Origin of the sequence: Enterocloster aldenensis, from assembly GCF_003434055.1 — a bacterium.
Classification (GTDB): domain Bacteria; phylum Bacillota; class Clostridia; order Lachnospirales; family Lachnospiraceae; genus Enterocloster; species Enterocloster aldenensis.
Genome location: NZ_QVEX01000016.1, coordinates 86131 through 112153 on the forward strand (window position 1 = coordinate 86131; position 26023 = coordinate 112153).

25 protein-coding genes are annotated in these 26023 nt (G+C 52.5%); 23 read left to right on the plus strand and 2 right to left on the minus strand.

All coding sequences use genetic code 11. The features are described 5' to 3' along the window. Positions 1-12 precede the first annotated feature (12 nt). From acpP to DWX59_RS23065, 11 genes are all read left to right on the plus strand, one after another. On the plus strand, positions 13-246 hold the full coding sequence (acpP, locus tag DWX59_RS23010; RefSeq protein ID WP_008726620.1) for an acyl carrier protein: 234 nt from the start codon (positions 13-15) through the stop codon (positions 244-246). 149 nt (positions 247-395) lie between these two features. Then, positions 396-1322 carry an enoyl-[acyl-carrier-protein] reductase FabK gene (fabK, locus tag DWX59_RS23015; protein ID WP_117561909.1) on the plus strand — a complete coding sequence of 309 codons (927 nt, stop codon included), beginning with the start codon at positions 396-398 and terminating at the stop codon, positions 1320-1322. Between the two features lie 13 nt (positions 1323-1335). After that, a complete protein-coding gene (fabD, locus tag DWX59_RS23020) occupies positions 1336-2256 on the plus strand; it encodes an ACP S-malonyltransferase (protein WP_117561911.1) in 921 nt (306 codons plus the stop codon). A 48-nt stretch (positions 2257-2304) separates the two neighbouring features. Beyond that, on the plus strand, positions 2305-3045 hold the full coding sequence (fabG, locus tag DWX59_RS23025) for a 3-oxoacyl-[acyl-carrier-protein] reductase (RefSeq protein ID WP_117561914.1): 741 nt from the start codon (positions 2305-2307) through the stop codon (positions 3043-3045). 22 nt (positions 3046-3067) lie between these two features. Beyond that, a complete protein-coding gene (fabF, locus tag DWX59_RS23030) occupies positions 3068-4306 on the plus strand; it encodes a beta-ketoacyl-ACP synthase II (protein WP_117561916.1) in 1239 nt (412 codons plus the stop codon). 15 nt (positions 4307-4321) lie between these two features. After that, positions 4322-4810 carry an acetyl-CoA carboxylase biotin carboxyl carrier protein gene (gene accB / locus DWX59_RS23035; protein WP_117561918.1) on the plus strand — a complete coding sequence of 163 codons (489 nt, stop codon included), beginning with the start codon at positions 4322-4324 and terminating at the stop codon, positions 4808-4810. Between the two features lie 16 nt (positions 4811-4826). After that, a complete protein-coding gene (gene fabZ, locus DWX59_RS23040; protein ID WP_117561921.1) occupies positions 4827-5252 on the plus strand; it encodes a 3-hydroxyacyl-ACP dehydratase FabZ in 426 nt (141 codons plus the stop codon). Positions 5253-5290: 38 nt separating this feature from the next. After that, entirely contained in the window at positions 5291-6643 is a 1353-nt protein-coding gene (locus DWX59_RS23045; RefSeq protein ID WP_117561923.1) for an acetyl-CoA carboxylase biotin carboxylase subunit, read from the plus strand. A gap of 15 nt (positions 6644-6658) precedes the next feature. Next, positions 6659-8440: an acetyl-CoA carboxylase carboxyltransferase subunit alpha gene (locus DWX59_RS23050; RefSeq protein WP_117561925.1), complete on the plus strand. Its 1782-nt coding sequence runs from the start codon at positions 6659-6661 to the stop codon at positions 8438-8440. Then, positions 8440-9588, plus strand: coding sequence for an NAD(P)H-dependent flavin oxidoreductase (locus tag DWX59_RS23055; protein ID WP_117561928.1), 1149 nt, complete (start codon positions 8440-8442; stop codon positions 9586-9588). Before DWX59_RS23050 ends, DWX59_RS23055 begins: the two co-directional genes overlap by 1 nt. A 512-nt stretch (positions 9589-10100) precedes the next feature. Further along, positions 10101-10937 (plus strand): MerR family transcriptional regulator, encoded by an 837-nt coding sequence (locus DWX59_RS23065; RefSeq protein ID WP_117561934.1) that lies wholly within the window; start codon positions 10101-10103, stop codon positions 10935-10937. 15 nt (positions 10938-10952) lie between these two features. Here the strand turns inward: DWX59_RS23065 and DWX59_RS23070 are convergent, their stop codons facing one another. Then, on the minus strand, positions 10953-11633 hold the full coding sequence (locus DWX59_RS23070; protein WP_117561937.1) for a YitT family protein: 681 nt from the start codon (positions 11631-11633) through the stop codon (positions 10953-10955). Positions 11634-11768: 135 nt separating this feature from the next. Then, positions 11769-13196, minus strand: a complete 1428-nt coding sequence (locus DWX59_RS23075; RefSeq protein WP_117562007.1) for a PspC-like choline-binding domain-containing protein — start codon at positions 13194-13196, stop codon at positions 11769-11771. Positions 13197-13289: 93 nt separating this feature from the next. Between DWX59_RS23075 and DWX59_RS29705 the strand changes: the two genes are divergently transcribed. The 12 genes from DWX59_RS29705 to cysK all read left to right on the plus strand — a co-directional run bounded on the left by DWX59_RS29705 (position 13290) and on the right by cysK (position 26013). Beyond that, on the plus strand, positions 13290-13418 hold the full coding sequence (locus DWX59_RS29705; RefSeq protein ID WP_268878123.1) for a hypothetical protein: 129 nt from the start codon (positions 13290-13292) through the stop codon (positions 13416-13418). Between the two features lie 147 nt (positions 13419-13565). After that, positions 13566-14204 (plus strand): nucleoside recognition protein, encoded by a 639-nt coding sequence (locus tag DWX59_RS23080; RefSeq protein ID WP_117561939.1) that lies wholly within the window; start codon positions 13566-13568, stop codon positions 14202-14204. A gap of 179 nt (positions 14205-14383) precedes the next feature. Continuing rightward, complete coding sequence (locus DWX59_RS23085) at positions 14384-15073, plus strand: DUF554 domain-containing protein (protein ID WP_117561942.1); 690 nt, start codon at positions 14384-14386, stop codon at positions 15071-15073. A gap of 401 nt (positions 15074-15474) precedes the next feature. Beyond that, complete coding sequence (locus tag DWX59_RS23090; protein WP_117561943.1) at positions 15475-16644, plus strand: MalY/PatB family protein; 1170 nt, start codon at positions 15475-15477, stop codon at positions 16642-16644. Between the two features lie 47 nt (positions 16645-16691). Next, positions 16692-18062: an APC family permease gene (locus tag DWX59_RS23095; RefSeq protein WP_117561946.1), complete on the plus strand. Its 1371-nt coding sequence runs from the start codon at positions 16692-16694 to the stop codon at positions 18060-18062. Positions 18063-18261: 199 nt separating this feature from the next. Beyond that, positions 18262-19542 (plus strand): NAD(P)/FAD-dependent oxidoreductase, encoded by a 1281-nt coding sequence (locus tag DWX59_RS23100; protein ID WP_117561950.1) that lies wholly within the window; start codon positions 18262-18264, stop codon positions 19540-19542. Then, complete coding sequence (locus DWX59_RS23105) at positions 19539-21680, plus strand: molybdopterin-containing oxidoreductase family protein (RefSeq protein WP_117561952.1); 2142 nt, start codon at positions 19539-19541, stop codon at positions 21678-21680. The genes DWX59_RS23100 and DWX59_RS23105 overlap by 4 nt, the downstream gene beginning before the upstream one ends. Position 21681: 1 nt before the next feature. Then, a complete protein-coding gene (locus DWX59_RS23110; RefSeq protein ID WP_117561953.1) occupies positions 21682-22194 on the plus strand; it encodes a 4Fe-4S dicluster domain-containing protein in 513 nt (170 codons plus the stop codon). Next, complete coding sequence (locus DWX59_RS23115) at positions 22191-23099, plus strand: DMT family transporter (RefSeq protein WP_235845147.1); 909 nt, start codon at positions 22191-22193, stop codon at positions 23097-23099. Before DWX59_RS23110 ends, DWX59_RS23115 begins: the two co-directional genes overlap by 4 nt. A gap of 118 nt (positions 23100-23217) precedes the next feature. Then, positions 23218-23895: a FadR/GntR family transcriptional regulator gene (locus DWX59_RS23120; RefSeq protein ID WP_227116662.1), complete on the plus strand. Its 678-nt coding sequence runs from the start codon at positions 23218-23220 to the stop codon at positions 23893-23895. A gap of 172 nt (positions 23896-24067) precedes the next feature. Then, positions 24068-24958: a glycoside hydrolase family 25 protein gene (locus DWX59_RS23125; RefSeq protein ID WP_227116679.1), complete on the plus strand. Its 891-nt coding sequence runs from the start codon at positions 24068-24070 to the stop codon at positions 24956-24958. 122 nt (positions 24959-25080) lie between these two features. Next, positions 25081-26013 carry a cysteine synthase A gene (gene cysK, locus DWX59_RS23130; protein WP_117561958.1) on the plus strand — a complete coding sequence of 311 codons (933 nt, stop codon included), beginning with the start codon at positions 25081-25083 and terminating at the stop codon, positions 26011-26013. The last annotated feature ends 10 nt before the right edge of the window (positions 26014-26023 follow it).

Genomic DNA, 26023 nt, shown 5'->3' on the forward strand with positions numbered 1-26023 from the left:
AGAACAACAATCATGTTAGAGAAAATGAAAGAAATCATTGCAGAGCAGTTAAGTGTGGAGGCTGACACCGTAACAGAGGCATCTTCCTTCAAGGAAGACCTGGGAGCTGATTCCCTGGACCTGTTTGAACTGGTCATGGCACTGGAGGATGAGTACTCTGTAGAGATTCCTGCCGAGGACCTGGAGCAGTTAACCACGGTTGGCGATGTGATGAACTACTTAAAGAATAAAGGCGTAGAAGCGTAAAAACTAGAGATATGCAAACAACAACGGCGTGTGGATACTACTGAAGCACGCTGTTATTCATAAGGCAGCTTTCCGATGCCAGGCACGGGAAAACCGCAAGGTATGGTGAAGCGCTTTTGCTCAGGAATGTACAACTTGGAGGTAGAATAATGAAAACAAGAATTACAGAAATGTTAGGAATTGAATATCCTATTATTCAGGGCGGCATGGCCTGGGTAGCAGAACATAATCTGGCAGCAGCCGTGTCCGAAGCAGGCGGTTTTGGCGTAATCGGCGGGGCCAATGCGCCTGGAGAGGTGGTCCGCGATGAAATCCGCAAGGCAAGGGAGCTGACAAAGAAACCATTTGGCATCAATGTGATGCTTTTAAGCCCTCATGCGGATGATGTTGCAAAGGTAGTTGTGGAGGAAGGCATCAAGGTTGTGATAACCGGAGCCGGCAATCCTGAAAAGTATATGGAAATGTGGAAGTCAGCCGGGATTAAGGTGATTCCGGTGGTGGCATCCGTGGCCCAGGCACGCCGCATGGAGAAGTACGGGGCTGACGCGGTTGTGGCAGAGGGAATGGAGTCCGGCGGACATATCGGCGAGGAGACGACCATGACCCTGGTGCCCCAGGTAGTGGATGCGGTGTCCATTCCGGTCATTGCGGCAGGCGGCATCGGCGATGGAAGAGGAATCGCGGCAGCCTTCATGCTGGGCGCGGAGGCCGTACAGATGGGAACCAGGTTTGTGGTGGCAGATGAATGTACGGTACATGAGAATTACAAACAGCGCATCATCAAGGCAAAGGACATTGACTCAACGGTTACGGGCCGCAGCCACGGACATCCTGTCAGGGGCCTCAGGAACCAGATGACAAGGGAGTACATTAAGCTGGAGCAGGAAGGCAAATCCTTTGAGGAACTGGAATACCTGACACTGGGCAAGCTGCGAGAGGCTGTCCAGGAAGGCGATGTGATGAATGGCACCGTCATGGCGGGCCAGATTGCAGGCATGATTTCCAAAAAGCAGTCCTGCAAGGAAATGATTGAAGAGATGATGGAACAGGCATCCGGCCTTATGCACTGGAATTAAGAGGGGGAAGAGGATGAGCAGGATTGCATTTATTTTCCCGGGACAGGGAGCACAGGTCTGCGGGATGGGCCAGGATTTCTATGAGCAGACAGAGACAGGCAAAAAAATCTTTGACAAAGCAAGCGGGCTCCTGGGCTTCTCCATGCCGGAGCTGTGTTTTGAGAAGAATGACAGGCTGGATATAACGGAATATACCCAGGCCGCCATGGTCACTGCCGGCATTGCCATGATGCGGGTGCTGGAGGAAAAAGGGATTAAGCCGGATGTGGCCGCCGGACTGAGTCTGGGGGAATACTGTGCCCTGGCAGCAGCCGGCGTCATGAGTGACGAGGACGCCATCTGCACGGTGCGCCAGAGGGGAATCCTGATGCAGGAAGCAGTTCCTGTGGGAGAAGGAGCCATGGCAGCCATCCTGGCCCTGGACGCAGCGGCCATTGAAGCTGTCACGGGGGCCATGGAAGGCGTGTGGATTGCCAATTACAACTGCCCGGGGCAGATTGTGATTTCCGGTAAGAAGGCTGCCGTGGAAGAGGCCTGTGAAAAGCTTAAGGCTGCCGGTGCAAAGCGGGCCCTGTTGCTGAACGTAAGCGGTCCCTTCCATTCCGGCATGCTTACGGTTGCAGGTGAGAAGCTGGCGCAGGTACTGGCGGATGTGGAGATACATACGCCCCGGATTCCTTATGTGGCAAATGTCAATGCGCAGTTCGTCACCACGGCAGAGCCTGTAAAAGACCTGCTGACCAGGCAGGTATCCTCATCCGTGCGCTGGCAGCAGAGTGTGGAAGCCATGATAAATGACGGGGTAGACACCTTTATTGAGATTGGACCAGGCAGGACGCTGGCCGGATTCATGAAGAAGATCAGCAAAGAAGTAAAAACCATGAACGTGGAAAAACTGGAAGATATAGAAAAGGTAGCGGAGGCATTGAAGTAAGCGTCTGGGAACGGCGCTGCTATTCAATGCAGGGAAAGGAGATTTAGTATGCTGGAAGGAAAGATTGCACTGGTAACAGGCGCCAGCCGTGGAATTGGCCGTCAGATAGCCCTGACACTGGGAGCAAAGGGCGCTGCGGTGATTGTAAACTATAATGGCTCTGCCCAAAAGGCAGAGGAAGTGGTAAAAGAGATAGAGGCCGCAGGAGGCAGGGCAGAGGCGCTGCAGTGCAATGTTTCCGATTTCGAGGCCTGCGGACAGATGATGGCAGACATTGTGGCCAGGTACGGACGTCTGGATATCCTGGTTAACAACGCGGGAATCACCAGGGATAACCTGTTGATGAAGATGTCCGAGGAGGATTTTGATGCGGTCATAAACACCAACTTAAAGGGTGTGTTCAACTGTATCAAACATATTTCACGCCAGATGTTAAAGCAGAAGGCAGGGAGGATCATCAATATCTCTTCCGTATCCGGCGTACTGGGCAATGCGGGCCAGGCCAACTACTGCGCGGCCAAGGCAGGCGTGATTGGAATCACCAAATCCGCTGCAAGGGAGCTTGCAAGCAGGGGGATCACGGTAAATGCAGTGGCTCCCGGTTTTATTTCAACGGAAATGACAGATGTGCTCAGTGACAGCATTAAATCTTCTGTTACGGAGCAGATTCCCATGAAGAAGTTCGGCGAGACCCAGGATATTGCGGGTGCAGTGGCGTTCCTGGCTTCCGAAGATGCAAAATATATAACAGGCCAGGTTCTCTGTGTAGACGGCGGCATGGCAATGTAGAGAAGGACAGGAGTGTGAGCGTATGAAAACAAGAGTGGTAATTACCGGTATGGGCGCCATTACCCCCATTGGCAATGACGTGGAAAGTTTCTGGCAGGGACTGAAGGACAAGAAAGTGGGAATCGCCCCCATCACATATTTTGATACAACCGATTATAAATGTAAGCTGGCAGCCGAGGTAAAGGGATTCAATGCCAGGGATTACATGGACCCCAAGGCAGCGCGCCGCATGGAGGCATTTTCCCAGTTCGCGGTAGCAGCGTCAAAGGAGGCCCTGGAGCATTCTGGCATTGACATGGAGAAGGAAGATCCCTACCGCGTGGGTGTGTGCGTGGGTTCTGGAATCGGTTCCCTCCAGGCCATGGAAAAGGATGTGCAGAAGCTTCTGGAAAAGGGACCCAGCCGTGTGAACCCGCTGCTGGTACCTCTTATGATCAGCAATATGGCGGCGGGCAATGTTGCCATCCAGTTCGGGCTGAAGGGCAAATGTTTTAACGTGGTTACGGCCTGCGCCACAGGCACCCATTCCATCGGCGAGGCATTCCGTTCCATCCAGTACGGAGAAGCGGATGTGATGGTGGCAGGCGGGGCAGAGGCCAGCATTACCCCTATCGGTATTGCAGGATTCACCTCACTGACCGCGCTGAACACAACCGATGACCCTGCCCGCGCATCCATTCCTTTTGACGAGGACCGCAACGGATTTGTCATGGGCGAGGGCGCCGGCGTGGTTGTGCTTGAATCCTTAGACCACGCAAAGGCCCGCGGGGCCAATATCCTGGCTGAGATAGTGGGTTACGGCGCCACCTGCGACGCATTCCACATCACATCCCCGGCAGAAGACGGAAGCGGGGCTGCACGTGCCATGGAGAATGCTATTAAGGATGCCGGCCTTAAGCCGGAGGACATTGATTATGTAAATGCACACGGAACCAGCACCCATCACAACGACCTGTTTGAGACAAAGGCCATTAAGCTGGCCCTGGGAGACCATGCCGGGAAGGTGAAGATCAACTCCACCAAGTCCATGATCGGTCATCTTTTAGGCGCTGCAGGCGGTGTGGAATTCATAACCTGCGTCAAGTCCATTGAAGACGGATACGTACACGCAACCGTTGGTCTTGAGAAACCGGGCGAGGGCTGTGACCTGGACTACACACAGGGGGACGGCGTTGCCATGGATGTCAATGTTGCCATCAGCAATTCCCTTGGCTTCGGCGGCCACAATGCCAGCCTGATTGTCAGGAAATTCAGCGAATAACAGGAGGAGAATGTGATGAGTATAGAGGAAATCATTCAGCTGATCCAGGCGGTATCTGAGAACAAGCTGACCAGTTTTGAATTGGAAGAAGGCAATATGAAGCTCTCCTTAAAGTGCAAGAAGGAGCAGCCGCAGATTGTCACGGTGGCAGCAGCTTCCATGGACCAGGCAGCTGTCCAGATGCTGAATACGGCCGCGGCCGGCGCAGGCGTTTCCGTGGCCCAGGTGCAGGACCAGCCGGCCCAGACAGCGGGCGTTGACATTGGCTCTGATAAAGTGGTCACCTCTCCCCTGGTTGGAACCTTTTACGCTTCCTCCTCGCCGGATGCAGATGCATTCGTAAAGGTGGGGGACACCGTGAAAAAGGGCCAGGTGCTGGGAATCATAGAGGCCATGAAGCTGATGAACGAGATAGAAAGCGAATATGACGGCGTGGTGGAAGCCATCCTTGTGAACAACGAGGAAGTGGTGGAATACGGACAGCCGCTGTTCCGGATTAAATAGCGGGGAGGGAAAAAACATGTTGATGGGAGTAAAAGAAATCCAGGAAATCATACCTCACAGGCATCCCTTCCTCTTGATTGACTGTATTGAAGAGCTGGAACCGGGCCTGCGCGCGGTTGGGTACAAGTGCGTGACTTATGACGAGTCCTTTTTCAAGGGCCATTTCCCGCAGGAGCCGGTGATGCCGGGAGTCCTTCTGGTGGAAGCCCTGGCCCAGACAGGCGCGGTAGCCATCCTGTCCCAGGAAGGCTTTAAGGGAAAGGTAGCTTACTTTGGCGGGATTGACAAGGCTAAATTCAAGCGCAAGGTGGTGCCCGGGGACAAAGTAAAGCTGGAGTGTGAGATTATTAAGCAGAAGGGCCCTGTGGGCGTGGGCAAAGCCACTGCCACGGTGGACGGCAGGCTGGCTGTAAGCGCGGAGCTTACCTTCATGGTTGGATAGTACAGACTAAATAGTTTGGGAATCGAGGGAGAATACCGATGTTTAACAAGATTTTGATTGCCAATAGAGGTGAAATCGCGGTCCGCATCATCCGCGCCTGCCGTGAGATGGGCATACAGACCGTGGCCGTGTATTCTGAGGCGGATAAAGACTGCCTTCACACATTGCTGGCTGATGAAGCCATCTGTATCGGGCCTGCTGTCTCTGGCCAGAGCTATCTGAATATGGAGCGGATCCTGGCTGCAACCGTTGCCATGAAGGCCGATGCCATCCATCCGGGATTTGGTTTCCTTTCAGAGAATGCCAAGTTTGCCAAGCTGTGTGCGGAATGCAACATTACCTTTATCGGACCGTCCGCTGAAATCATAAGCAAGATGGGCAACAAGTCGGAAGCCCGCAAAACCATGATGGAGGCAGGAGTGCCCGTGGTACCGGGCAGCAAGGAACCCGTGCACACCGCCCAGGACGGCCTTGAGATGGCAAAGACAATCGGCTTCCCGGTTATGATTAAGGCGTCCTCGGGCGGCGGCGGAAAGGGCATGCGTATATCCAGAAGCGCGGAGGATTTTACGGAGCTATTCAATGCGGCCCAGATGGAATCCGTCAAGGGTTTTTCCGATGACACCATGTATATTGAGAAATACATTGAAAAGCCAAGGCATGTGGAATTCCAGATCATGGCGGATAAGCACGGCAGCGTGGTCCACCTGGGAGAACGTGACTGTTCCATCCAGAGACGCCACCAGAAGGTGCTGGAGGAAGCGCCCTGCGACGTCATTTCCCCTGAGCTCAGGCGCAGGATGGGCGATACCGCGGTGCGGGCGGCCAAGGCCGTTGGTTATGAGAATGCGGGCACCATTGAATTCCTTTTAGACAAGGACAGGAATTTCTACTTCATGGAGATGAACACCAGGATCCAGGTGGAGCACCCCGTGACCGAGATGGTTACCGGAATGGACCTGATCAAGGAGCAGATCCGTGTGGCAGCAGGGGAACCCTTAAGCGTGACCCAGGAAGACGTGACCATTAAGGGCCATGCCATTGAGTGCCGTATCAATGCCGAGAACCCCTCAAAGAACTTCATGCCGTGTCCGGGCCTGATTACCAACGTCCATATACCCGGGGGCAACGGGGTCAGGGTGGATACCCATATCTACAGCGATTATAAGGTTCCGGCCAACTATGATTCCATGCTGATGAAGCTGATTGTGTATGATAAAGACAGGGAGTCGGCCATTGCCAAGATGCGCAGCGCCCTGGGCGAGGTTGTTATTGAGGGAATTGAAACCAATATTAACTTCCAGTACGAGATTCTGGAAAACGATGCATTCCAGGAAGGCGATACGGATACAAGCTTTATTGAGAAGTACTTCCCGGATTATGTGAAATAGTGAAAGGAAATGCCTATGTTGCGGAACATGTTTAAAAAAACGTATACAAAGATAGATACGAAATACAAGCCGCCAAAAGGTGACGCAGAGGAGCCGGGCATCCCGGAAGGGCTGTGGCGCAAATGTAACAAATGCGGCCAGCCCATCTATGTGGAGGACGTAAAGAATAATTATTACGTGTGTCCAAAATGCAGCGGCTATTTCCGTGTCCACGCATACCGCAGGATTGAGATGATTGTAGACGAGGGAACCTTCGAGGAGTGGAACAAGGAGATGCCTTTCTCCAACCCCCTGGATTTCCCGGGCTATGAGAAGAAGGTCCTGGCTGCCAGGGAAAAGAGTCATCTGAATGAAGCCATTGTAACAGGAAAAGGCATGATTGACGGAAATCCCGCGGTGGTAGGCGTTTGTGACGCGCGTTTTATCATGAGCAGCATGGGCCATGTGGTGGGTGAGAAGATAACGGATGCAGTGGAGCGGGCCACAAAGGAAAAGCTTCCTGTGATTATCTTTGCCTGCTCCGGGGGCGCCAGGATGCAGGAGGGAATCGTATCCCTGATGCAGATGGCAAAAACCTCAGCTGCCTTAAAGCGTCATCATGAGGCCGGGCAGCTGTTTATCAGCGTGCTTACGGATCCCACAACGGGCGGCGTTACGGCAAGCTTTGCCATGCTGGGGGATATCATCCTTGCAGAGCCCCACGCCCTTATCGGTTTTGCAGGCCCCAGGGTCATTGAACAGACCATCGGGCAGAAGCTGCCGGAAGGCTTCCAGCGCGCCGAGTTCCTTTTGGAACATGGTTTTGTTGACAAGATTGTTGAGCGCAAAGACCAGAAAAAGGTGATTGGACAGATTCTTTACATGCACCGCAACCACAGGATGAATGTGGACCTGCCGGTGGGTAAGACAGCGGCCGCTGTGGATAACCTTGGGAAGATGGCGCAGTCCGGTGGAAAAACATCCGATGGGAAGATATCCGGCAAAGGAACATCCGGCAAAAAGACCGGCGGTACGTCAAAGACAGCCTGGGACACGGTCCTGCTCTCAAGGAAATCAGACCGTCCCGTTGCGGCGGATTATATCAACGCCATATTTGATGAGTTCATCGAGTTCCATGGAGACCGGTATTTTGGCGACGACGGCGCCATTGTGGGCGGGATAGCCATGTTCCACGGCATGCCCGTGACTGTGATCGGACAGCAGAAGGGCAAGAACACCAAGGATAACCTGAAGCGCAACTTCGGCATGCCGTCGCCGGACGGATACCGCAAGGCCCTGCGTCTGATGAAGCAGGCGGAAAGCTTTGGACGTCCGGTGGTGTGTTTTGTGGATACACCGGGAGCGTTCTGCGGACTGGAGGCAGAGGAACGGGGACAGGGAGAGGCCATTGCCCGCAGCCTGTTTGAGATGTCAGACCTGAAGGTCCCTGTGCTTTCTGTTGTGATTGGAGAAGGCGGAAGCGGCGGCGCCCTTGCCATGGCCGTGGCCAACGAGGTGTGGATGCTGGAAAATGCAATCTACTCCATCCTTTCACCGGAAGGATTCGCATCCATTCTGTATAAGGACAGCAAGAAGGCGCCGGATGCAGCCAAGGTCATGAAGGTAACGGCCCAGGACCTTAAGAAGCTGGGGCTGATTGAACGGATTGTACCGGAAGAAGAACCCGTATGCACGGATAACCTTTACCAAGTTGCTGAATACATGGACAGCGCCATGGCAGGATTTTTTGAACGCTGTCTTTCCATGACAAAGGAAGAACTGGCAGAACAAAGGTATCTTAGATTTAGGAGAATGTAATGAACGAATTAAAACCATTGGTAATTGGGGATTTAGTAGTTAAAAAACCTGTTATTCAGGGAGGCATGGGCGTTGGCATCAGTCTTCATAAGCTGGCAGGCGCGGTTGCGCAGGCCGGAGGAGTGGGAATTATATCGTCAGCCCAGATTGGTTTCAGGGAACCTGATTTTACTACGAATTTTGTGGAAGCCAACCTAAGGGCTATCCGCCGGGAGATGAAATCCGCCAGGGAGATTTCTCCGGACGGTGCCATTGGTTTTAATATCATGGTTGCCACCAAACATTATGATATGTGGGTCAAGGAAGCGGTCAAGGCAGGCGCTGACATCATCATCTCCGGCGCCGGGCTTCCGGTTTCCCTTCCGGAGCATGTGGAAGCCGCTTACGCGGAAATGAAGGAGGACGGACAGGAGATGCCCGCCCGCCGGATTAAGCTGGCTCCCATTGTATCTTCCGCCAAGTCCGCCATGGTAATCTGTAAGATGTGGGACAGGAAATGTCATGTGGCGCCGGACCTGGTGGTGATAGAGGGACCGCTGGCAGGCGGCCACCTGGGGTTCTCGCTGGACCAGCTTACTGCCTACGGGGCCGACACCGGGGATGTGCCTGCAACCTATGACCAGGCTGCTTATGATGAAGAGGTGAAGGCAATCATAAAGGTGGTTGGGGAATACGGCGACAAGTATGGCCGCCATATCCCGGTGGTCACGGCCGGAGGGATTTACACCCACGAGGATGTGCTGCACCAGCTGGAGCTGGGAGCGGACGGAGTCCAGGTGGGCACCAGGTTTGTCACCACCAGGGAGTGCGATGCATCAGAAGCATATAAGCAGGAATACATCAAGGCCAGGAAGGAAGATATCGTGATTACCAAGAGCCCGGTAGGAATGCCGGGAAGGGCCATCATGAATCCCTTCTTAAGGCAGATTAAGTCCGGGGACCGCCCGGCCATCAAATCCTGTTTCCAGTGCCTGGAGCACTGCGATATAAGGACTATCCCATACTGCATCACCATGGCTCTTGTGAAGGCGGCTGAGGGGGATACGGAGCATGCGCTCCTGTTCTGCGGAAGCAATGCCTACCGGGCCGGGAAGATTGACACGGTGAAGCATGTGATGGATGATTTGATGGGGGAAGGACAGGAATGATGTCCTGTTCAGGAGTTTTTCATAGAAAATAAAAATCGGGCAGATAAGACGGGGTGTTGTTTTGGACAAAACCATAACCAGCTTATCTGCCTGATTTTTTTACTGTATTTCAGTTTAATGGCGGTAAAAATCCTTTTGGCTGCATCCGGCCCGCCCGCCGCCTGCACAGGCTCACTTTTCCACAACATACATGCCCCTTTCCTGCATCAGATGCAGTATACGCTGAAATCCCCGGTTTACAAGGATATATGGTAAATTTTATCACACATTTCCTAGAAAATCCACATAGGAAAACCTCTTATCCCCAGCATTTTAACAGAGATATCCACAAGTTATCCACATTATCCACTATCGGACTGCCCGGACTGGCGGATATGGTGGATAGAGGGCGGTATGTTCAGAATCTGTCATTTTTATTACGGTTATCTTGCACTTTCCCGGAACCCATTGACCAATCCGCCGGAATATTTTAATCTATTGGGAGGGAATATGAAAAACAGAGGGTGAAGAATATGCAGAAAACAAATGTCCAGGAAAAAGCTGAGTATCTGATTGGAGATGTGGCCCGTATGGTGGGGCTCAGCAGGGACGCCCTGCGGTTTTATGAGAAAAAGGGCATTATCAATGCCAGGAAAAAAGATAACGGATACCGGTATTATTCGGAAGATGACATCTATAAGCTGATGTATATCCTGTACCAGAGAAAGATGAACACCAGCCTGGAAGAAATAGAGGGCCTTATGAGCGGCGGACGGTCCATGGAATCCAGAAGGAAACGGATTAAGCAGCGTATGGCTGAGGAAGAGGAGACCATACGCATGCACCAGCAGGCCATTGCCAGGCTGAAGCTGGTACAAAGGGATATGGACCATATTGAGGAGAGCCTGAACCGGTATTCCCTTAGGCGGTTCCCCAAAGCATATATCATGGGACAGTGCCGGGACCTTCACCATGGCCTGAGGGAGTGGTTCCGGCTGGCCTCCACCATATCAGGGCTGGATATGACATATTTTTATAATGAGCTTACCTATAATGGAAGGGAGCTGACCCAGCATGGCACCCAGCTCCTGTTTTATAAAGAACTGGAGGACCAGCTGGGGGATGCTTTTGATTCCTCCCGTTATGCGCTCACAGAGGAAAAGATGTGCATCTATACAGTCCTTACATCCAGGGAAACCCTTCCCAGCCCGGAAATGGTCAGCCGTATGGTCGGCTGGGGCCGGAAGCATGGGATTGAGGCCGGGGGACGGGTGTATGCCAATGACATGACCTCCTTTTTTGATGAGGACGGGGCTACGTTCTGCCTGGAGTTATATATGCCGGTCAGGAAGATTGTATCGCAGATATAGACACATGATTTATCATCAGGTTACTGTACTGCATTCCCCGCCGTCTTCATCATCATCCTTATCAAGCCCATGGTTCTGAATGAAATCAATGAGAAAGGATGATACCGTGACCGTGATGAGTGAATACACAATGCGCTGTGCAGGGATGTAGGACAGGGATAAAACAAGTACCGTAACATCCGTAAGCAGATAGGCCCTGGAAATACGGCAGCCTGTAATCTTGGAAATGACCAGGGCCAGGGCATCATCGCCTGCGCAGGAAGCGCCCTGGCGCACCACAAGGCCGCAGCCTGTCCCGATGAAGCATCCTCCCACCAGGGCGGCTGTAAACGGCGCGCCTGCCAGGCTGGGAAGGAGCGGCGGGAACATTTCCCATAAACGGAAGAATCCGGCCATACATATGGTTGCAAAGATGGATGTCTTAAGGAACTCCCTGCCCAGGTATTTGAACCCCAGGGCATAACTTAAGGCATCCAGTACGGGTGACAGTATGGAAGATGACATGCCTATCCAGAAATTGAACAGGAGGATCAATCCCAGGATACCTCCCTCCGTGATATCTGCCTGTCGGTGTACATTGTAGATCCCGAAGGTGGTGATGGCTGTACCGAGGATGATGGATAACACGGTCTTTGGGGGAAAGGTCATCCGTAAGTCCAGGACAGTCCGGCAAGCCAGCTTCTTCAGCTGCTTCATAATAAAACTTCCTTTCTAAAAAAATACTTATGGGCGGCAATGGGACCTGTTTTGGTCCCGCTGCCGCCCTGTCTGCTATATTATACCCCATGTACCCGGGGGAAAGTCAAGTTAATTCGGCGTATATAAGCCTCATCAGTCCAGTTTTTCACTTCCAGAATCGACAATAATTCCCTTATTGTTAGTCTTATAGTAAGTATCGTCGGAATCCTTTATGTTTTTCTTGTTTTTCATCAGTTTGCCTGATGTGCTGATCAGGTAGGTTTCATCCTTGTAGGTAAATGGCTGGTATTTGGTGCCTTCCTCGGCATCGATCCTTCTGCCCTTGACATAGATGGAGTCACCGTCAATGCCGTCAATGCCCGCGCCCTTTCTGCTTCCGGATTTCTGGAAGCTGTAGGCGTATTTGTCGCCGTCCAGTTCTATGGTAACCGTACCTGTCTTCATGGCGCCTTCCTTGGGTGAATCCGCGAAGTAGTATACAAATACGCCTTCTTCGTCCTCATCCGGCAGGTCGTCAAAGGATTCGATTTCCTCAGCCGTGCGGATGGTCTTTCCGTTTTCCTCGAACTCTATTTTATAAAGTCCGTGGAGCATTTTGCCGTACTGGTCAAATCCATAGGACTGGCCGTTGATTTTCTTGATTTCTGCCATTGCCAGGTCGCCGCTGGAATCAGCATAGTACCAATGCTCGTCACCGTCATCGTAGCCCTCAGGGTCTATATCCTCATTGGGGATGGCCTTGAACCAGCCCGTGGACATCCAGCACTGGTCCTCTGAGCTGTAGAATTTATTCACTGCATTGGATCCGGAAGCAGTACCCGGGTCATTGTACCATTCAAAGTGGGCGGCGCCGTTTTCATCAAAGCGGTATTTGCGCCCATTGATTTTCTTGTTGTCATTGTCCTTGGTCTTTTTGCCGTTGGTGGCAAAGTAGAACCAGTAGCCGTCGCCGTCGCGTTCCGTATCCTCGTCGTTTTCCGCGGTAATGTATTGCCAGCCAGTGGCCATACGGCCGTCGCCGTTTTCCCCGCAGTAGTACATCCCGCTTTTCCAGGCATCTTCATCCGTCAGCATTTCCCCGTTCTCATCAATCCAGCCAAAGAGCATGCGGCCTTCTTCATCAAATGCATATCTGCCCTGTCCTGAGGCGTTTGGAAGGGTTACGAACTTGACATTGTCGCTGCTGCCGGATTTCTTCACGGCCTTGCCGTTGGATTGAAGGTAATACCAGTAGGTATCCGGCTCATCACCGCCAGCGTCCTCATTTTCAATTTCCCTCCATTCGTTGGTTACCATGGCTCCTGCTGAGTTTACATAATAGTAATTATCATCCTTCTCAATCAGCTGGCTTTTGGCCATGGTCCCGTCTGAATCAAGGTAGAACCAGTTGCTGCCGGATTTGGCAAACACATCCGCTGCCTTGCTGCCGTCCTTCTGATAATACACCCATTCCCCATTCTCTTCCGCCCATCCGGTTGCTGCATATGATACAAGGGCGCTTCCAAGGGTAAGCCCCAATGCCGCGCAGGGTATGATAAACCATTTTGTCTTTTTTCCCATCATTTCATTCTCTCCTTTCAATCTATCGGGGGGTGGTGCCCAGGGCCTGCCTCATAGGGCATACGGCCCTGCTGCACCGGCGTCATATCTGACATGGTAGAGAATATACTATGGAGCCGCTCCAAGGTCAACCAAAGTCAGGGAACCGTAAAGAACCGTAATATTTTGCGTAAACCGTGTAAGCTTTCTTACGGAATCATTGACTCCCCGGACAGGCCGTAACAGGGCCGTTTAAGCCATTATGCGGTGCGGGAAAATATTACGGGGCATGATTAAGGAGGCAGAAGCCCTGGGACCGTATGGCATACGGCATGGCGTCCCGGAATACATATAGAATAGAATGAACAATGCAGACAGGATGGTTTACATATGCTTAATTATCTTTGGGCAGGAATGATGATAACAGGTATTTTGTGGGGGGCTTTGCACGGTCAGCTGTCAGCTGTGACCGAGGGGGCCCTTCAGTCGTCAAAGGAGGCGGTAACCCTCTGTATCACCATGCTGGGCGTCATGTCCCTGTGGACCGGGGTGTTGGAAATCGGCCATCGGTCCGGCCTGGTGGACCAGCTGGCCAGAAGGATGTCCCCTCTCCTGACCTTCCTTTTTCCGCGTCTTGCCCCGGAAGGCGGGGCAAGGAAACAGATTGCCGTAAACATGATTGCCAACATACTGGGACTTGGCTGGGCCGCGACCCCGGCAGGCATTAAGGCCATGGAAGAGCTTAAGGCAGTGGAGGAGGAACGCAGGCGCGCGCAGGACGCGGGAGCAGCGGTGGGGAAAGGGCATGGGCCTGTTCCCGAGGGCACGGCCAGCAATGAGATGTGTACCTTCCTTATCATCAATATCTCATCCCTGCAGCTGATACCCATGAACATGATAGCATACCGCAGCCAGTACGGCAGCGTGAACCCGGCCGCCATTGTGGGTCCGTCGCTGGTGGCTACCTTCATATCCACGGTAGCGGCGGTCATATTCTGCAGGGTGATGGACAGAAGGCGGGGGACATAAACCGGGGGACATAAAGCCCTCCGCCTTCCGGCCGCGGATGATTGTAAAAATTATTTGCAATTCCTCTTTACTTCGCCGTCAAACATGATATAATACATAATAAGTCAAAATCGTATAACGTATAACGTACAACGGATAACTGAAGTTATTTAAATACAGATAAAGGGGATAACAGGACCATGATTGGAACAATAGCCAATACAAGCACAATACTCATAGGCAGTGTGGTGGGAAGCACGTTAAAAAAGGGAATCGGGGAAAAATATAAAACAGTTATGATGGATGCCATGGGCCTGGCGGCCACCGGGCTGGGAATCAACTCCATTGTCCAGGCCATGCCGGAGTCCAGGTATCATGTATTATTTATTGTGAGCCTGGCCCTGGGCGGACTGATCGGGACAAGGCTGGACCTGGCGTCAGCCTTTGACCGGGTGGTTTCTAAGATATCAAGGGGTTCCAACCTTGCCCAGGGACTGTCAACAGCCATCCTGTTGTTCTGCGCAGGCACCCTTTCCATCCTGGGGCCCATGCAGAGTGCCCTGCAGGGGGATAATACCTTCCTGTTTACCAATGCCATCCTGGACGGGATTACCTCCATTGTACTGAGTTCAACCTTTGGATTCGGGGTTGCCATTTCTGCGGGCGTCCTGTTCTGCTGGCAGGGAAGCATCTATATGCTTGCCAGGGTAATCGAACCGTTCATCACGGACCCGCTTATGACGGAAATCAGCCTGGTGGGCGGTATATTGATCCTCAGCAGCGGACTGGGCATCCTGAATATCAAGCAGATCAAGACATTGAACCTGCTTCCGGCCCTTCTGGTGCCGCCCGTGGCAGTTACCATCCTGACAGCGCTTGGTATCGGCTGACGTATGCCGGGAGCGCGGCCCATATCCGGTATGGGTCAGCAGGATTCATATATGCAAGATAAGCAAAGAAAATAATAAGAAAATAGAGGGAAACGCTGAAAAGACACCTAATCTTGTCATGTGGCAGGATAGGTGTCTTTTGCTTGATAAGTAATTAACAGTCAAACATATACTATATAATAACAAGATAAAACAGTAATAATGCATAAAATATTCATGATAAGTTTGTGCAATAGTGAAAAACAAACAATATCTTACAAAAGAATAACGGTAAATGGTTGCCAATCCACATGTAACTTGTTATAATACATAACATGAGTAGACGATAGCGCCATATAAACTTGTCATAAACATAACAGGAATGGCTGCCGCCAATACCAGTAAAGAAAGGATATGTGGTTATGTACGATTTTGACAAAGCGATTGACCGCAGAGGAACAACCAGCATTAAGTGGAACAAGCAGTATGCATTTGGACAGAAGGACGGGCTGCTGCCGTTCTGGATAGCAGATACGGATTTTGCGTCTGTACCGGAAATCCTGGATGCCATCAAGGAACGCTGCAATCATCCGGTCATCGGGTACAGCGAGCCGTTGGACAGCGTGTACACGGCAATCCAGGGATGGTGGGAGCGCCGCCACCAATGGAAGCCCCAAACGGACTGGATGCTGCTGAGCTACGGCGTGGTCACAGGTATTTATTTTACCCTGAACGCAGTGGTGCCAAAGGGAGGGAAGGTCCTGGTATTTACACCGGTATATGATCCCTTTTTTGCAGCTGTTAAGAACAGCGGCCACACATTGGTGGACTGTCCTCTGGACCATAAGGATAATTATTACAGCATAAACTTCCAGGCCTTTGAGGAAGAACTGAAGAATGGCGTGGAGGCGGTGGTCATCTGCAATCCCCACAACCCCATCGGCCGGGTTTGGACAGACGGGGAGATGGAGCACATTGTGGATTTGTGCGTGGAGTACGGCGTATACCTGTTAAGCGATGAAATCCATGCTGACTTTGGGATGACGCGCCCTTATACAACAGCTGGAAGATTCGAAAAAATCCATGACAGGCTGGTGGTTTACACAGCTATCAGCAAGACCTTTAACATGGCCGGGCTGGGGTCCTCCTGTATGATGATACCCAACCCTGAGTTAAAGCAGAAGATATCCGACAGCTATGATGCGTGCTGGATGTTCGGTCCCTGCGACCTTGCGTTCACGGCCATGGAGGCTGCCTACACACACGGGGATGCATGGGTGGACCAGCAGCTGGCCTATCTTGAGGGTAATGTTGAAACCGTCAATACATTTGTGGCGGAGCACATGCCGGGGGTACAGGTCACAAAACATGAGGGTACCTTCCTTATGTGGCTGGATATGACCTGCTTTGGAAAAAGCAGCCGGGAGCTGACATCCATCCTTGCAAAAGAATACGGGCTGGCCCTGGGGGACGGAAGCCATTACGGTACACAGGCAGAGGGATTCATGCGGCTTAATATCGGCTGTACCAGGGACACGCTTATAAAGGGGCTGGAACAGATGGCGGTGATGTATGACAAGTATGTAAAGTAAGAAATGCTATCAACGTAAGACTCTACTAATAAGGGGGAAAATTTAGAATGAGTAATACCAATGAAAACACCCACAAGAAGATAGGCTTCAGCGACTGTATGGGGCTGGCTGTCGGACAGATCATCGGTTCAGGCATCATGGTGCTGACCGGCGTTGTAATCGGCCTTACGGGCCATGGCACACCGCTTGCGTTCATCCTGGGCGCGCTTCTGGCAATCGTGACATGCGTTCCGTTTATTATCCTGACCTCCACCATACCCGCATCCGGCGCAGGTTATACCTATGTGAAACGTCTGATGGGAGACAAGGCCGGCTTCATGTACATCGGCATGTTCGTGCTGAGCCAGGTACTGATTGCAACATTTGCAAAAGGCTTTGCAAGCTACTTCTGTTCCATTTTCACCGGCTTTAACGAATCGCTCATAGCCATGTTTGCGCTGGTTGTCTGTACCGGGGTTAATATGATAGGGCTCCAGTCCAGCGCCAAGGTCCAGAAATGCATGGTTGCATTCCTGATGGTCAGCCTGTTTACATTTATCGTGTTCGGTCTTCCTAAGGTAAACTGGGGAACCTTAAGCCTGGCAACAAAGAACATCATGCCCAACGGACCCAAGAACTTCTTTACCGGTGTTGCACTTTTAAGCTTTGCCTGCGGCGGCGCTAAGTTCGTTGCTGAGAACGGCGACGATATCATCGAACCGTCCAGGACCATACCGAAAGTAATCATCCTGTCTACTTCCATCGTAGCTGTTTTCTATGCGCTGATCGGTATCGTGGCAGCCGGGGTGCTGCCCATTGAAGATGTGGCGTTCCAGAACCTGACCCTGGTTGCACAGGAGATTTTCCCGACCTGGCTGTATCTTTTCTTTGTGTTCGGCGGCGCCATGTTCGCACTGCTGACCACCCTGAACGGAACGCTGAGCTGGGTGACCCGCGGACTTCAGGCAGCGGCCAAAGAGGGCTGGCTTCCTGAGAAATGTGCCGAGGAAAACAAAAACGGTGTCCCGGTCATCATCCTGGGCGTGTTCTTTATCATGGGTGCGCTTCCGCTTATAACGGGAATGGACCTGACGCTGATTTCCAACATGGGCGTTGGAACCGATATGATTACAGAATTCATGGTTCTGCTGGCATGCTGGAACCTGCCCGGGCATCTTCCGGAGGAATATAAGAAATCCGCATTTTATATGAAGGACAGCACCTTACATACAATCCTGCTTTTCATCGGATTCCTGATGCTGGGTACATCTTACGTTAATCTGTCAGACCTGACGGTGCCGGCAGCCATCTGCTGTGTGGTCTATATCGTAATCCTGTTTGTCTATACACAGGTACGTTATAAATACGTGGCATCCAAGAAGGCGGAGGGCGCCAGGAGCGCGGTCCGCATGGAGGCAGCCGCATCAAAAGAGAAATAACCGTACTGATTCAACAATACGAAGATTAAGGGGTTGCTGTGGCACAGGACCCTGGGCCGTGTTTGAAAATCCATTCCCGCGCAGCTGGAAGAAAGCGGTTTTCAAACACGCCCCGGGTAAAAAGGGATGCCGTATGCATCCTTTTTTGCCGCTTTATGGATTAAAAAACAACGATATGGAAAGGGGCTGATACGCAGTCATGGAACGTTTTGCAATTATAGGATTTGGGTGTGCGGGTTATCATGGGCTGGCCGCCATCCGGGAAGCTGGCTGTGATGCTGCCATTGATATATACAGCGATACGGCTCTGCCGCCCTACAACCCCATGCTTACCACTTATTATACGGCAGGGCGCCTGCCTTTTGAAGGGATGTTCCCTTTTGGTACCATGGAAGAAATCGCGGCCCGCTATAAGGCTGATTTCATCACCCATACAAAGGTGAAGGCTGTCCATGCAAAGGAAAAGACAGTTGAGACCTGGGACGGGCACAAAGAACCATACGACAGGATACTGGTTGCAACCGGGGCCTCAGCCTTTGTGCCCGGCTCATTCGCAGGCCTTAAAGGGGCATTCTGCATGAGGACGGTGGAGGACGCGGTCCGTCTCCACGATGCCCTTGAGGCCGGGGATTATAAAGACGCAGTGGTGGTAGGCGCTTCCATGGTGGGAATCAAGGTGGCGGAACTTCTGCACAAGAAGGGGATCCATGTGACCCTGGCCGACATGGCCTCCCATATATTCGCACTGGCAGCATATCCGCAGGTATCGGAGATTATAGAGGACCGTATCCGGGCCATGGGCATGGACACTGCCTTTGGACAGGCCATCACATCCGCAGAGGAACACCTGGACGGACAGGGAAATGTCACGGGCTATACGGTCCATCTGGGGGACGGCAGCTGTCTTGAGACGGAAATGCTCATACTAAACATAGGAACCAGGGCATGCACCGGGATATTGGACCCGGACGAGATTGCCATTGACAGGGGAATCGTGGTGGATGAGCGCATGCATACCAGCGCCCCGGATATTTTCGCTGCCGGCGACTGCTGCCAGGGCAACAACATGCAGTCCGGCCAGACCCAGATCATCGGGCTGTGGGCCAACGCAGGGGTCCAGGGCCGCGTTGCCGGCCGCAACATGGCCGGTGCGGCAGATGAGACGGACGGCAACATCCTGCACAACATCACCCATTTCCTGGACATGGATTTCATCGGCCTGGGAGATAACCGCCTGACCGGGGACACATATACATACACTAGCAGAAACAAAGGTTTTTACCTGCAGGCCGTCATCAGGGACGGGAAACCGGTGGGATTTAACATACTGGATAACCACGGTATATCCGGAATCCTCAAAGCACATCTGATTAAGCTCCTCAGAGGGGAGCCCTGCCGTTTTACCCCGGAGCAGAGGGGGCAGCTGGTGCGCTATGGGCTGGAACAAAGTTTTATGGATTATTTGGAGGCATCGATATGACTGAATTGGAACGTAGGATAAAAGCAAAGATTCCAGGACCTGACACAGGGATTGAGGTCCGCCACACCATGTGTGATATCTGTTCTCCAGGTATGCACTGCGGCATCAATGCCTACATAAAGGACGGAAAAGTAATTAAGATTGAGGGTATTGACGGCCATCCGTCCAATGACGGACGCCTCTGTACCAAGGGAATGGCCAACCGCGAATACATATACAGGGAAGACAGGATCAAGACGCCTTTAAGGCGGGTTGGAAAACGCGGTGAAGGCAGGTTTGAACCAATCTCATGGGAAGAGGCATATGCGGAAATCGCAAAGGGCTTAAACCGCTGCAAGGAAAAATATGGGGCTGAGAGCGTGGCCTTTTATTCCGGATATTCCAAGTGGTACCGCCAGATGTTAAGACGCCTGGCCTATGCCTTTGGAAGCCCCAACTATGGCTGTGAATCCAGCGCCTGTTATACGGCTGCTTTCATGGCATGGAAGGTAGCTGCAGGAGAGCAGGGAAATCCTGACATGGGCCATTCAGACCTGTTCCTGGGCTGGGCATTTAACCCCTTCTATTCCAGCTACATGGGCGCCCACAGCGCCATGAAATTAAAGGAAAAAGGCCTCAAGTTCCTGATTGTGGACACCCGGCGCACGCCGGCCACTGAAAAACTGGCGGATTTATTCCTCCAGCCAAAAACCGGCACGGACGGCGCGCTGGCCCATGCAATTGCCAATGTGCTCATTGAAAATGATTGGATTGACAGGCCCTACATAGACCGGTACGTGTACGGGTTTGAAGAGTACGCAGCATATGTAAAGCAGTTCAATGAAGAAAATATCCAGTCCATTACAGGCGTTCCTTACTCCCGGGTTGTGGCGGCGGCCAGGCTGATCCATGAGAATCCGCGGATGAGCTGCAATGAGTCCTCGGCCCCGCTGTGCCATCACCGCAATGGGCTTCAGAATTACCGTTCGGTCATGGCCCTGCTGGCGATTACGGGAAACTTTGACAGGACAGGGGGACAGAAGCTGTCCGTACACAGCTACATGCATGTGCCCTGCGGGTTTGAGACAAGGGAACACCAGTATCTGTATGAGAACAGGCCCAGGGATGTTAAGGAGCCGGTGGGGGCTGTCCGGTTCCCGCTGTGGAATTACCTGGAGGGGGAGATGCAGGCCATGGATATGCCCCGCCAGATCCTGGAAGGCAAGCCATATCCCTTAAGGGCCATCTTCGCCCTGGGGCTGAATGGGCGTATGTTCCCGGATTCCGGACGCATGTTTAAAGCCCTTGAAAGCCTGGATTTCTTTGTTGATACAGACCTCTTCATGACAGACACGGCCATGTGGGCGGATATCGTGCTTCCGGCCTGTTCCTCCTTTGAGAGAGGGGAGTTCAAGCCATATCCGGGCGGCGTTGCCTGGTACACCAGCCCGGTAATCCGGCACATCGGGGAAGCAAAGAGCGATGTGGAAATCTGTACTGAGCTTGCAAGGGTCATGGACCTGCCGGATGAGGTGCTTAAGAATGGATATGAATATTTTATCCAGCACTATATACTGGATGATTTCGGCGTGACGGTGGAAGAACTGAAAAAAGCAGACCTTCCCGTTAAGATTGCAGAAGTAAGCACACATAAGGACCTGGAAATGCTGGAAAAGGGCCTGAACACGCCAACCGGGAAGTTTGAGCTTAAGAGCGCTGTCATTGAACAGCATCCTGAGTGGGGGCTGGACCCGCTGCCAACCTATAAAGAACCCCTGGACGATGCGGACCCGGAGGAATACCCCTTTGTATTCACCTCCGGATCACGGATACCGGGGGCCATCCACAGCCGTCTGCATAAGGTTCCGAGAAACCGTTCCCTGCAGCCTGACCCAACAGCGGATATGAATCAGGCGGATTGTGACCGCCTGGGGGTCAAAGAAGGGGATGAGATTGAGATATCCACGGCCCGCGGCCTTATCCGGGTAAAAGTCCATCCCACCTTATCCGTACCTGAGAAACTCGTGAACCTGTTCCACGGGTATTCGGAGGCTGATGCCGAGAGTATCATGGACGGGGACCATCTGGACCCGTACTCAGGATTCCCGGCTTACCGCTCCACCAGGTGCGCGGTTAAGAAAGCAGGAGGTAATGAATAAGATGAAACGGTATTTATATTTTGATTCGGAAAAGTGTTCTGCCTGCGGCGCCTGCGCCCTGGCCTGTATGGACCAGAATGATATTGATATCCCGGCAGGGGAGCAGCCCTTCCGCCATACCTTTACCTTGGAAGGAAAGACCGGGGACCTGCATTTTTATTCGGTAAGCTGCATGCACTGCGCGGACGCGCCCTGTGTCATGGGATGCCCCTGCGGCTGCCTTACCAAGGACGCTGAGTCAGGATTCACGCTTTACGATACCACCAACTGTATTGGCTGCCATTCCTGCGCAATGGCATGCCCTTACGGGGTTCCGGCCTTTGGCCCTGACGGGAAAATGCGCAAATGCGACGCATGCATCGAGCGTCAGAAGGCAGGAATGGCGCCGGCCTGCGTCAAGGTCTGCCCCACCGGCGCCCTGACCCTGCTGACAGAAGAGGATTTTAAAGCCAGACAGATGGAGGAGCAGAAGAAAAAGGCTGCGGAAATGATGAAGAAACAGCTTGAGAGGTGAAAGACAGGAATATGTTAATCGGAATAATTGCTGTGGCAGGAGCAGCCACTTTATTAGGAATCATGCCAAGCATGCAGAAGACGCTGCTGGTAAACGGACTTCCCATGAACAGCCTGATGTTTTTTACGAACCTTACAATCAGCCTTGTGTGCCTGATCATGGCCCGCCTGAAGGGGCGAAGCTTAAAGGCGTCCAGGATACAGCTTATCCAGGCGCTTATCATGGGAGCCAGCGGGATGATGTTCACAGCGCTGCTGCTGAATACCAGCTACCTGTATCTTCCGGTGGGGACAGCCATCATGCTGAATTTCCTGTACCCCACCGTGGTGTGTATTGTTATGGGAACCGTGTTCAGGGAGGGATTTACCAAACTCCAGGTAGCTGCAATCATCGTATCCATAACCGGCATGGCCTTCCTGACAGGGGCAGGCGGGAAGATGCCGCTCATCGGGATTGTGACAGCCATTGCATCCTCCCTTACCTATGGGGGATATCTGGTTGCCAATGAAAAGGGGCCTGCCAACGAGCTGCCCATTGAGGCAAAACTGTTCTACGTATCCCTTCCCGGAACCGTGATATTCGCAGTGCTGTCGGCAGCCACAGGAACCCTCCAGGCCCCGGCCGGGGGCTTAAGCGGCTGGGCCCTCCTGATTGGCGGATCCGGACTTTTCACGGTAAGCGGATACTTCCTCATGATGTATGGGGTCAGCAGGCTTGGCGCGTCCACAGCTGCATTTGTCTCCATGCTGGAACCCATTGTCAGCGTGGTGTTCGGAACCATCTGGTTTGATGATCCGGTGACCCTGGGGATTGTGGCGGGAGGATGCCTTGTGATTACCAGTATCCTGTTTATCACATTTGATGGGTTTTTAAAGAGCAGGGAACAGACGGCCGGGCAGCCGTGAGATGTGGCCCGGGTCTTTCCTGCTGCGGCTTCTATCTGGGCCCTTCAAGGGCTTGCACCTTAGGAACCCCTTGTGTTATAATACTTTCACATTATTTTATAGGGGTGGAGGTAACAGCATGTTTCAGGTAGTAGACAGGCCCAAACTGTACGAGCAGGTGGTTGAGCAGATAAAGAACATGATTGTGCAGGGGATATACAAAAAAGGCGACCTGCTGCCAAGTGAAAAAGAACTGATTGAGATGACCGGGGTCAGCAGGATTACGGTCCGTGAGGCCCTGCGCCTCCTCAATGAAGCCGGCGTCATAGAAACCCACAAGGGCAAGGGAAGCTTTGTGGTGGTTGACGGCAGTGAACTTGAGAGCGGGGAAGAGGAGACTGAGGCATATAACGAACAGTTCATCAACTCCACCAACGCCCGTATCCTTCTGGAACCCTCTGTGGTAAAGGAAATTGCTGTCACTGCCACGGATGAGGAGCTAAAGGCGATTGCCGGGTGCATCGGCTCAAAGGGCTATGAGGACGGGGAATTCCACCGGTCCATCATAGCGGCCACCCACAACCCGGTGCTTCTTCAGTGGTTTGACCAGCTCAACAGCATGGAGACATCCCCTGCCATCCGCAGCCTTGTGCCTCCGGTGCGCCAGAAAAGCGTGGCCGCCAAGATTGCGCAGCAGCATCAGGATATCAGCGATGCACTGATGGCAAGGAACGGGGAGTTTGCTTATTTTTATATGAAGGAACACCTGGTATTCATACGTGATACGTATCAGGAATATTTTAAGGTATTTTATTAACATGAAAGACAGACTGATGGAACCTGTGGGATTGCGGGAAAGGACGGCCTGTCTTTTCTGCATGTCCCAGAGCGTGTTTGAGATGAGGTGACAATGTATGGAAATGAGAGTTAGGAAAACATCACACGGGCCGGTCATCCGGCCGGTATTAAGGATAGCCGTGCTGGCATGCATGCTGGGAGCCGCAATGACAGTCACATCCCTGGGAGCCCAGCCGTGGACCATGGAAAACGGCCAGTATGTGGACGCCGCGGGCGCTCCCATAGCCGGGGCCCTGGCAAAGGGGATTACGGTAACAAAGTATCAGAACAGGGCCAATGCTGAAAATGGCATTGACTGGGCAAAGGCGGCTGCGGACGGGGTATCCTTTGCAATGATACGTGTTGGCTATTACAGGGATAAGGACCCTTATTTTGACCGGAATGTAATGGAAGCCGATGCCAATGGAATCAAGGCCGGCGTATTTTTCTACACCCAGGCCCTGGATGTCCGGACCGCCATTGACGAGGCAGAATACGTACTTAAGGTGATAAAGGATTTTCCCATCTCCTATCCCATTGCCTATGATGTGGAATCCCAGCACCTTCTGGACAGCGGCCTGACCAGACAGCAGATCACGGATAATGTAAATGCATTCTGCAGGACCATAACAGATGCAGGCTACCGCCCCGTGGTTTATGCCAACCACGAGTGGCTGACAAAGAATATGGACACCAGCCAGATTCCCTATGACATCTGGTATGCCAGGTATGGAACCATAAACAGCTATCCCAACCGTACCATCTGGCAATGCACGGACACCGGAACCGTGGACGGGATCAATGGAAATGTGACCATTGAGCTTGCCTTTGCGGATTACGCATCCCTGATACCCGCGGACGGCTGGAGGCATGTGGATGGCAGCTGGTATTATATGAAGGATTACAGGAAGCAGACTGGCTGGGTCCAGGCGGACGGGTTGTGGTATTATCTGGATCCCAACGGATGTATGATAAGCAACACCACCATGGACATAGACGGGGTATCCTATACCTTCGGAAGCAGCGGGGCAATGGTCCGGTAACGTAAATACCAGTAAATTCAGGGGACATACATAATACATACTTGACAAATGTGTGTCCCCGCCCTATAATCCTACTAAACCTAGTATTTAACTATGAATATAGAAAGGAAACGGTGGAGTCTATGGAAAAGATTTACAAAGGCGTGATGGAACTGGTAGGGAACACCCCCCTGGTAGAGGCGTCTAACATTGAGCAGCAGGAGAACCTGAAGGCGCGGCTGTTGGTTAAGCTGGAATATCTGAATCCCGCAGGCAGTGTAAAGGACCGGGTGGGGAAAGCCATGATTGAGGATGCGGAACAGACCGGCAGGCTGAAACCAGGCTCTGTGATTATTGAACCCACCTCAGGCAATACGGGAATCGGCCTGGCGTCCATTGCAGCTGCAAAAGGGTACAGGATGATACTGACCATGCCTGACACCATGAGCATGGAGCGGCGCAACATACTGAAGGCATATGGGGCAGAGATTGTGCTGACACCGGGTGAGCTTGGCATGACAGGCGCCATTGAGAAGGCGGAAGAACTTGCAAAGGAGATTCCGGACAGCTTCATTCCAGGACAATTTGTAAATCCCGTGAACCCCAAAGCCCATATGGGCACAACCGGGCCGGAAATCTGGAATGACACAGATGGCAAGGTGGATATTTTCGTGGCAAGCGTGGGAACCGGGGGCACCATCACAGGAACCGGCGCCTACTTAAAACAGCAGAACCCGCACATCCAGGTAATTGCCGTGGAACCGTCCACCTCGGCCGTTCTGTCGGGAAAGGCTGCCGGCCCCCACAAGATTCAGGGAATCGGCGCCGGTTTTATCCCCGAAGTGCTGGACACAGGCATATATGATGAAATCATTGCGGTTGACAATGAAGTGCCTTTTGCAGCTGCAAAACTGCTGGCAAGAAAGGAAGGCATACTGGTGGGGATATCCTCAGGCGCGGCCCTGTACGCAGCCATCCAGGTGGCAAAACGCCCTGAAAATCAGGGAAAGACCATTGTGGCCCTGCTGCCGGACAGCGGGGACAGGTATTATTCCACGCCTTTGTTTGTGGAGTAGAGGGGAAGGT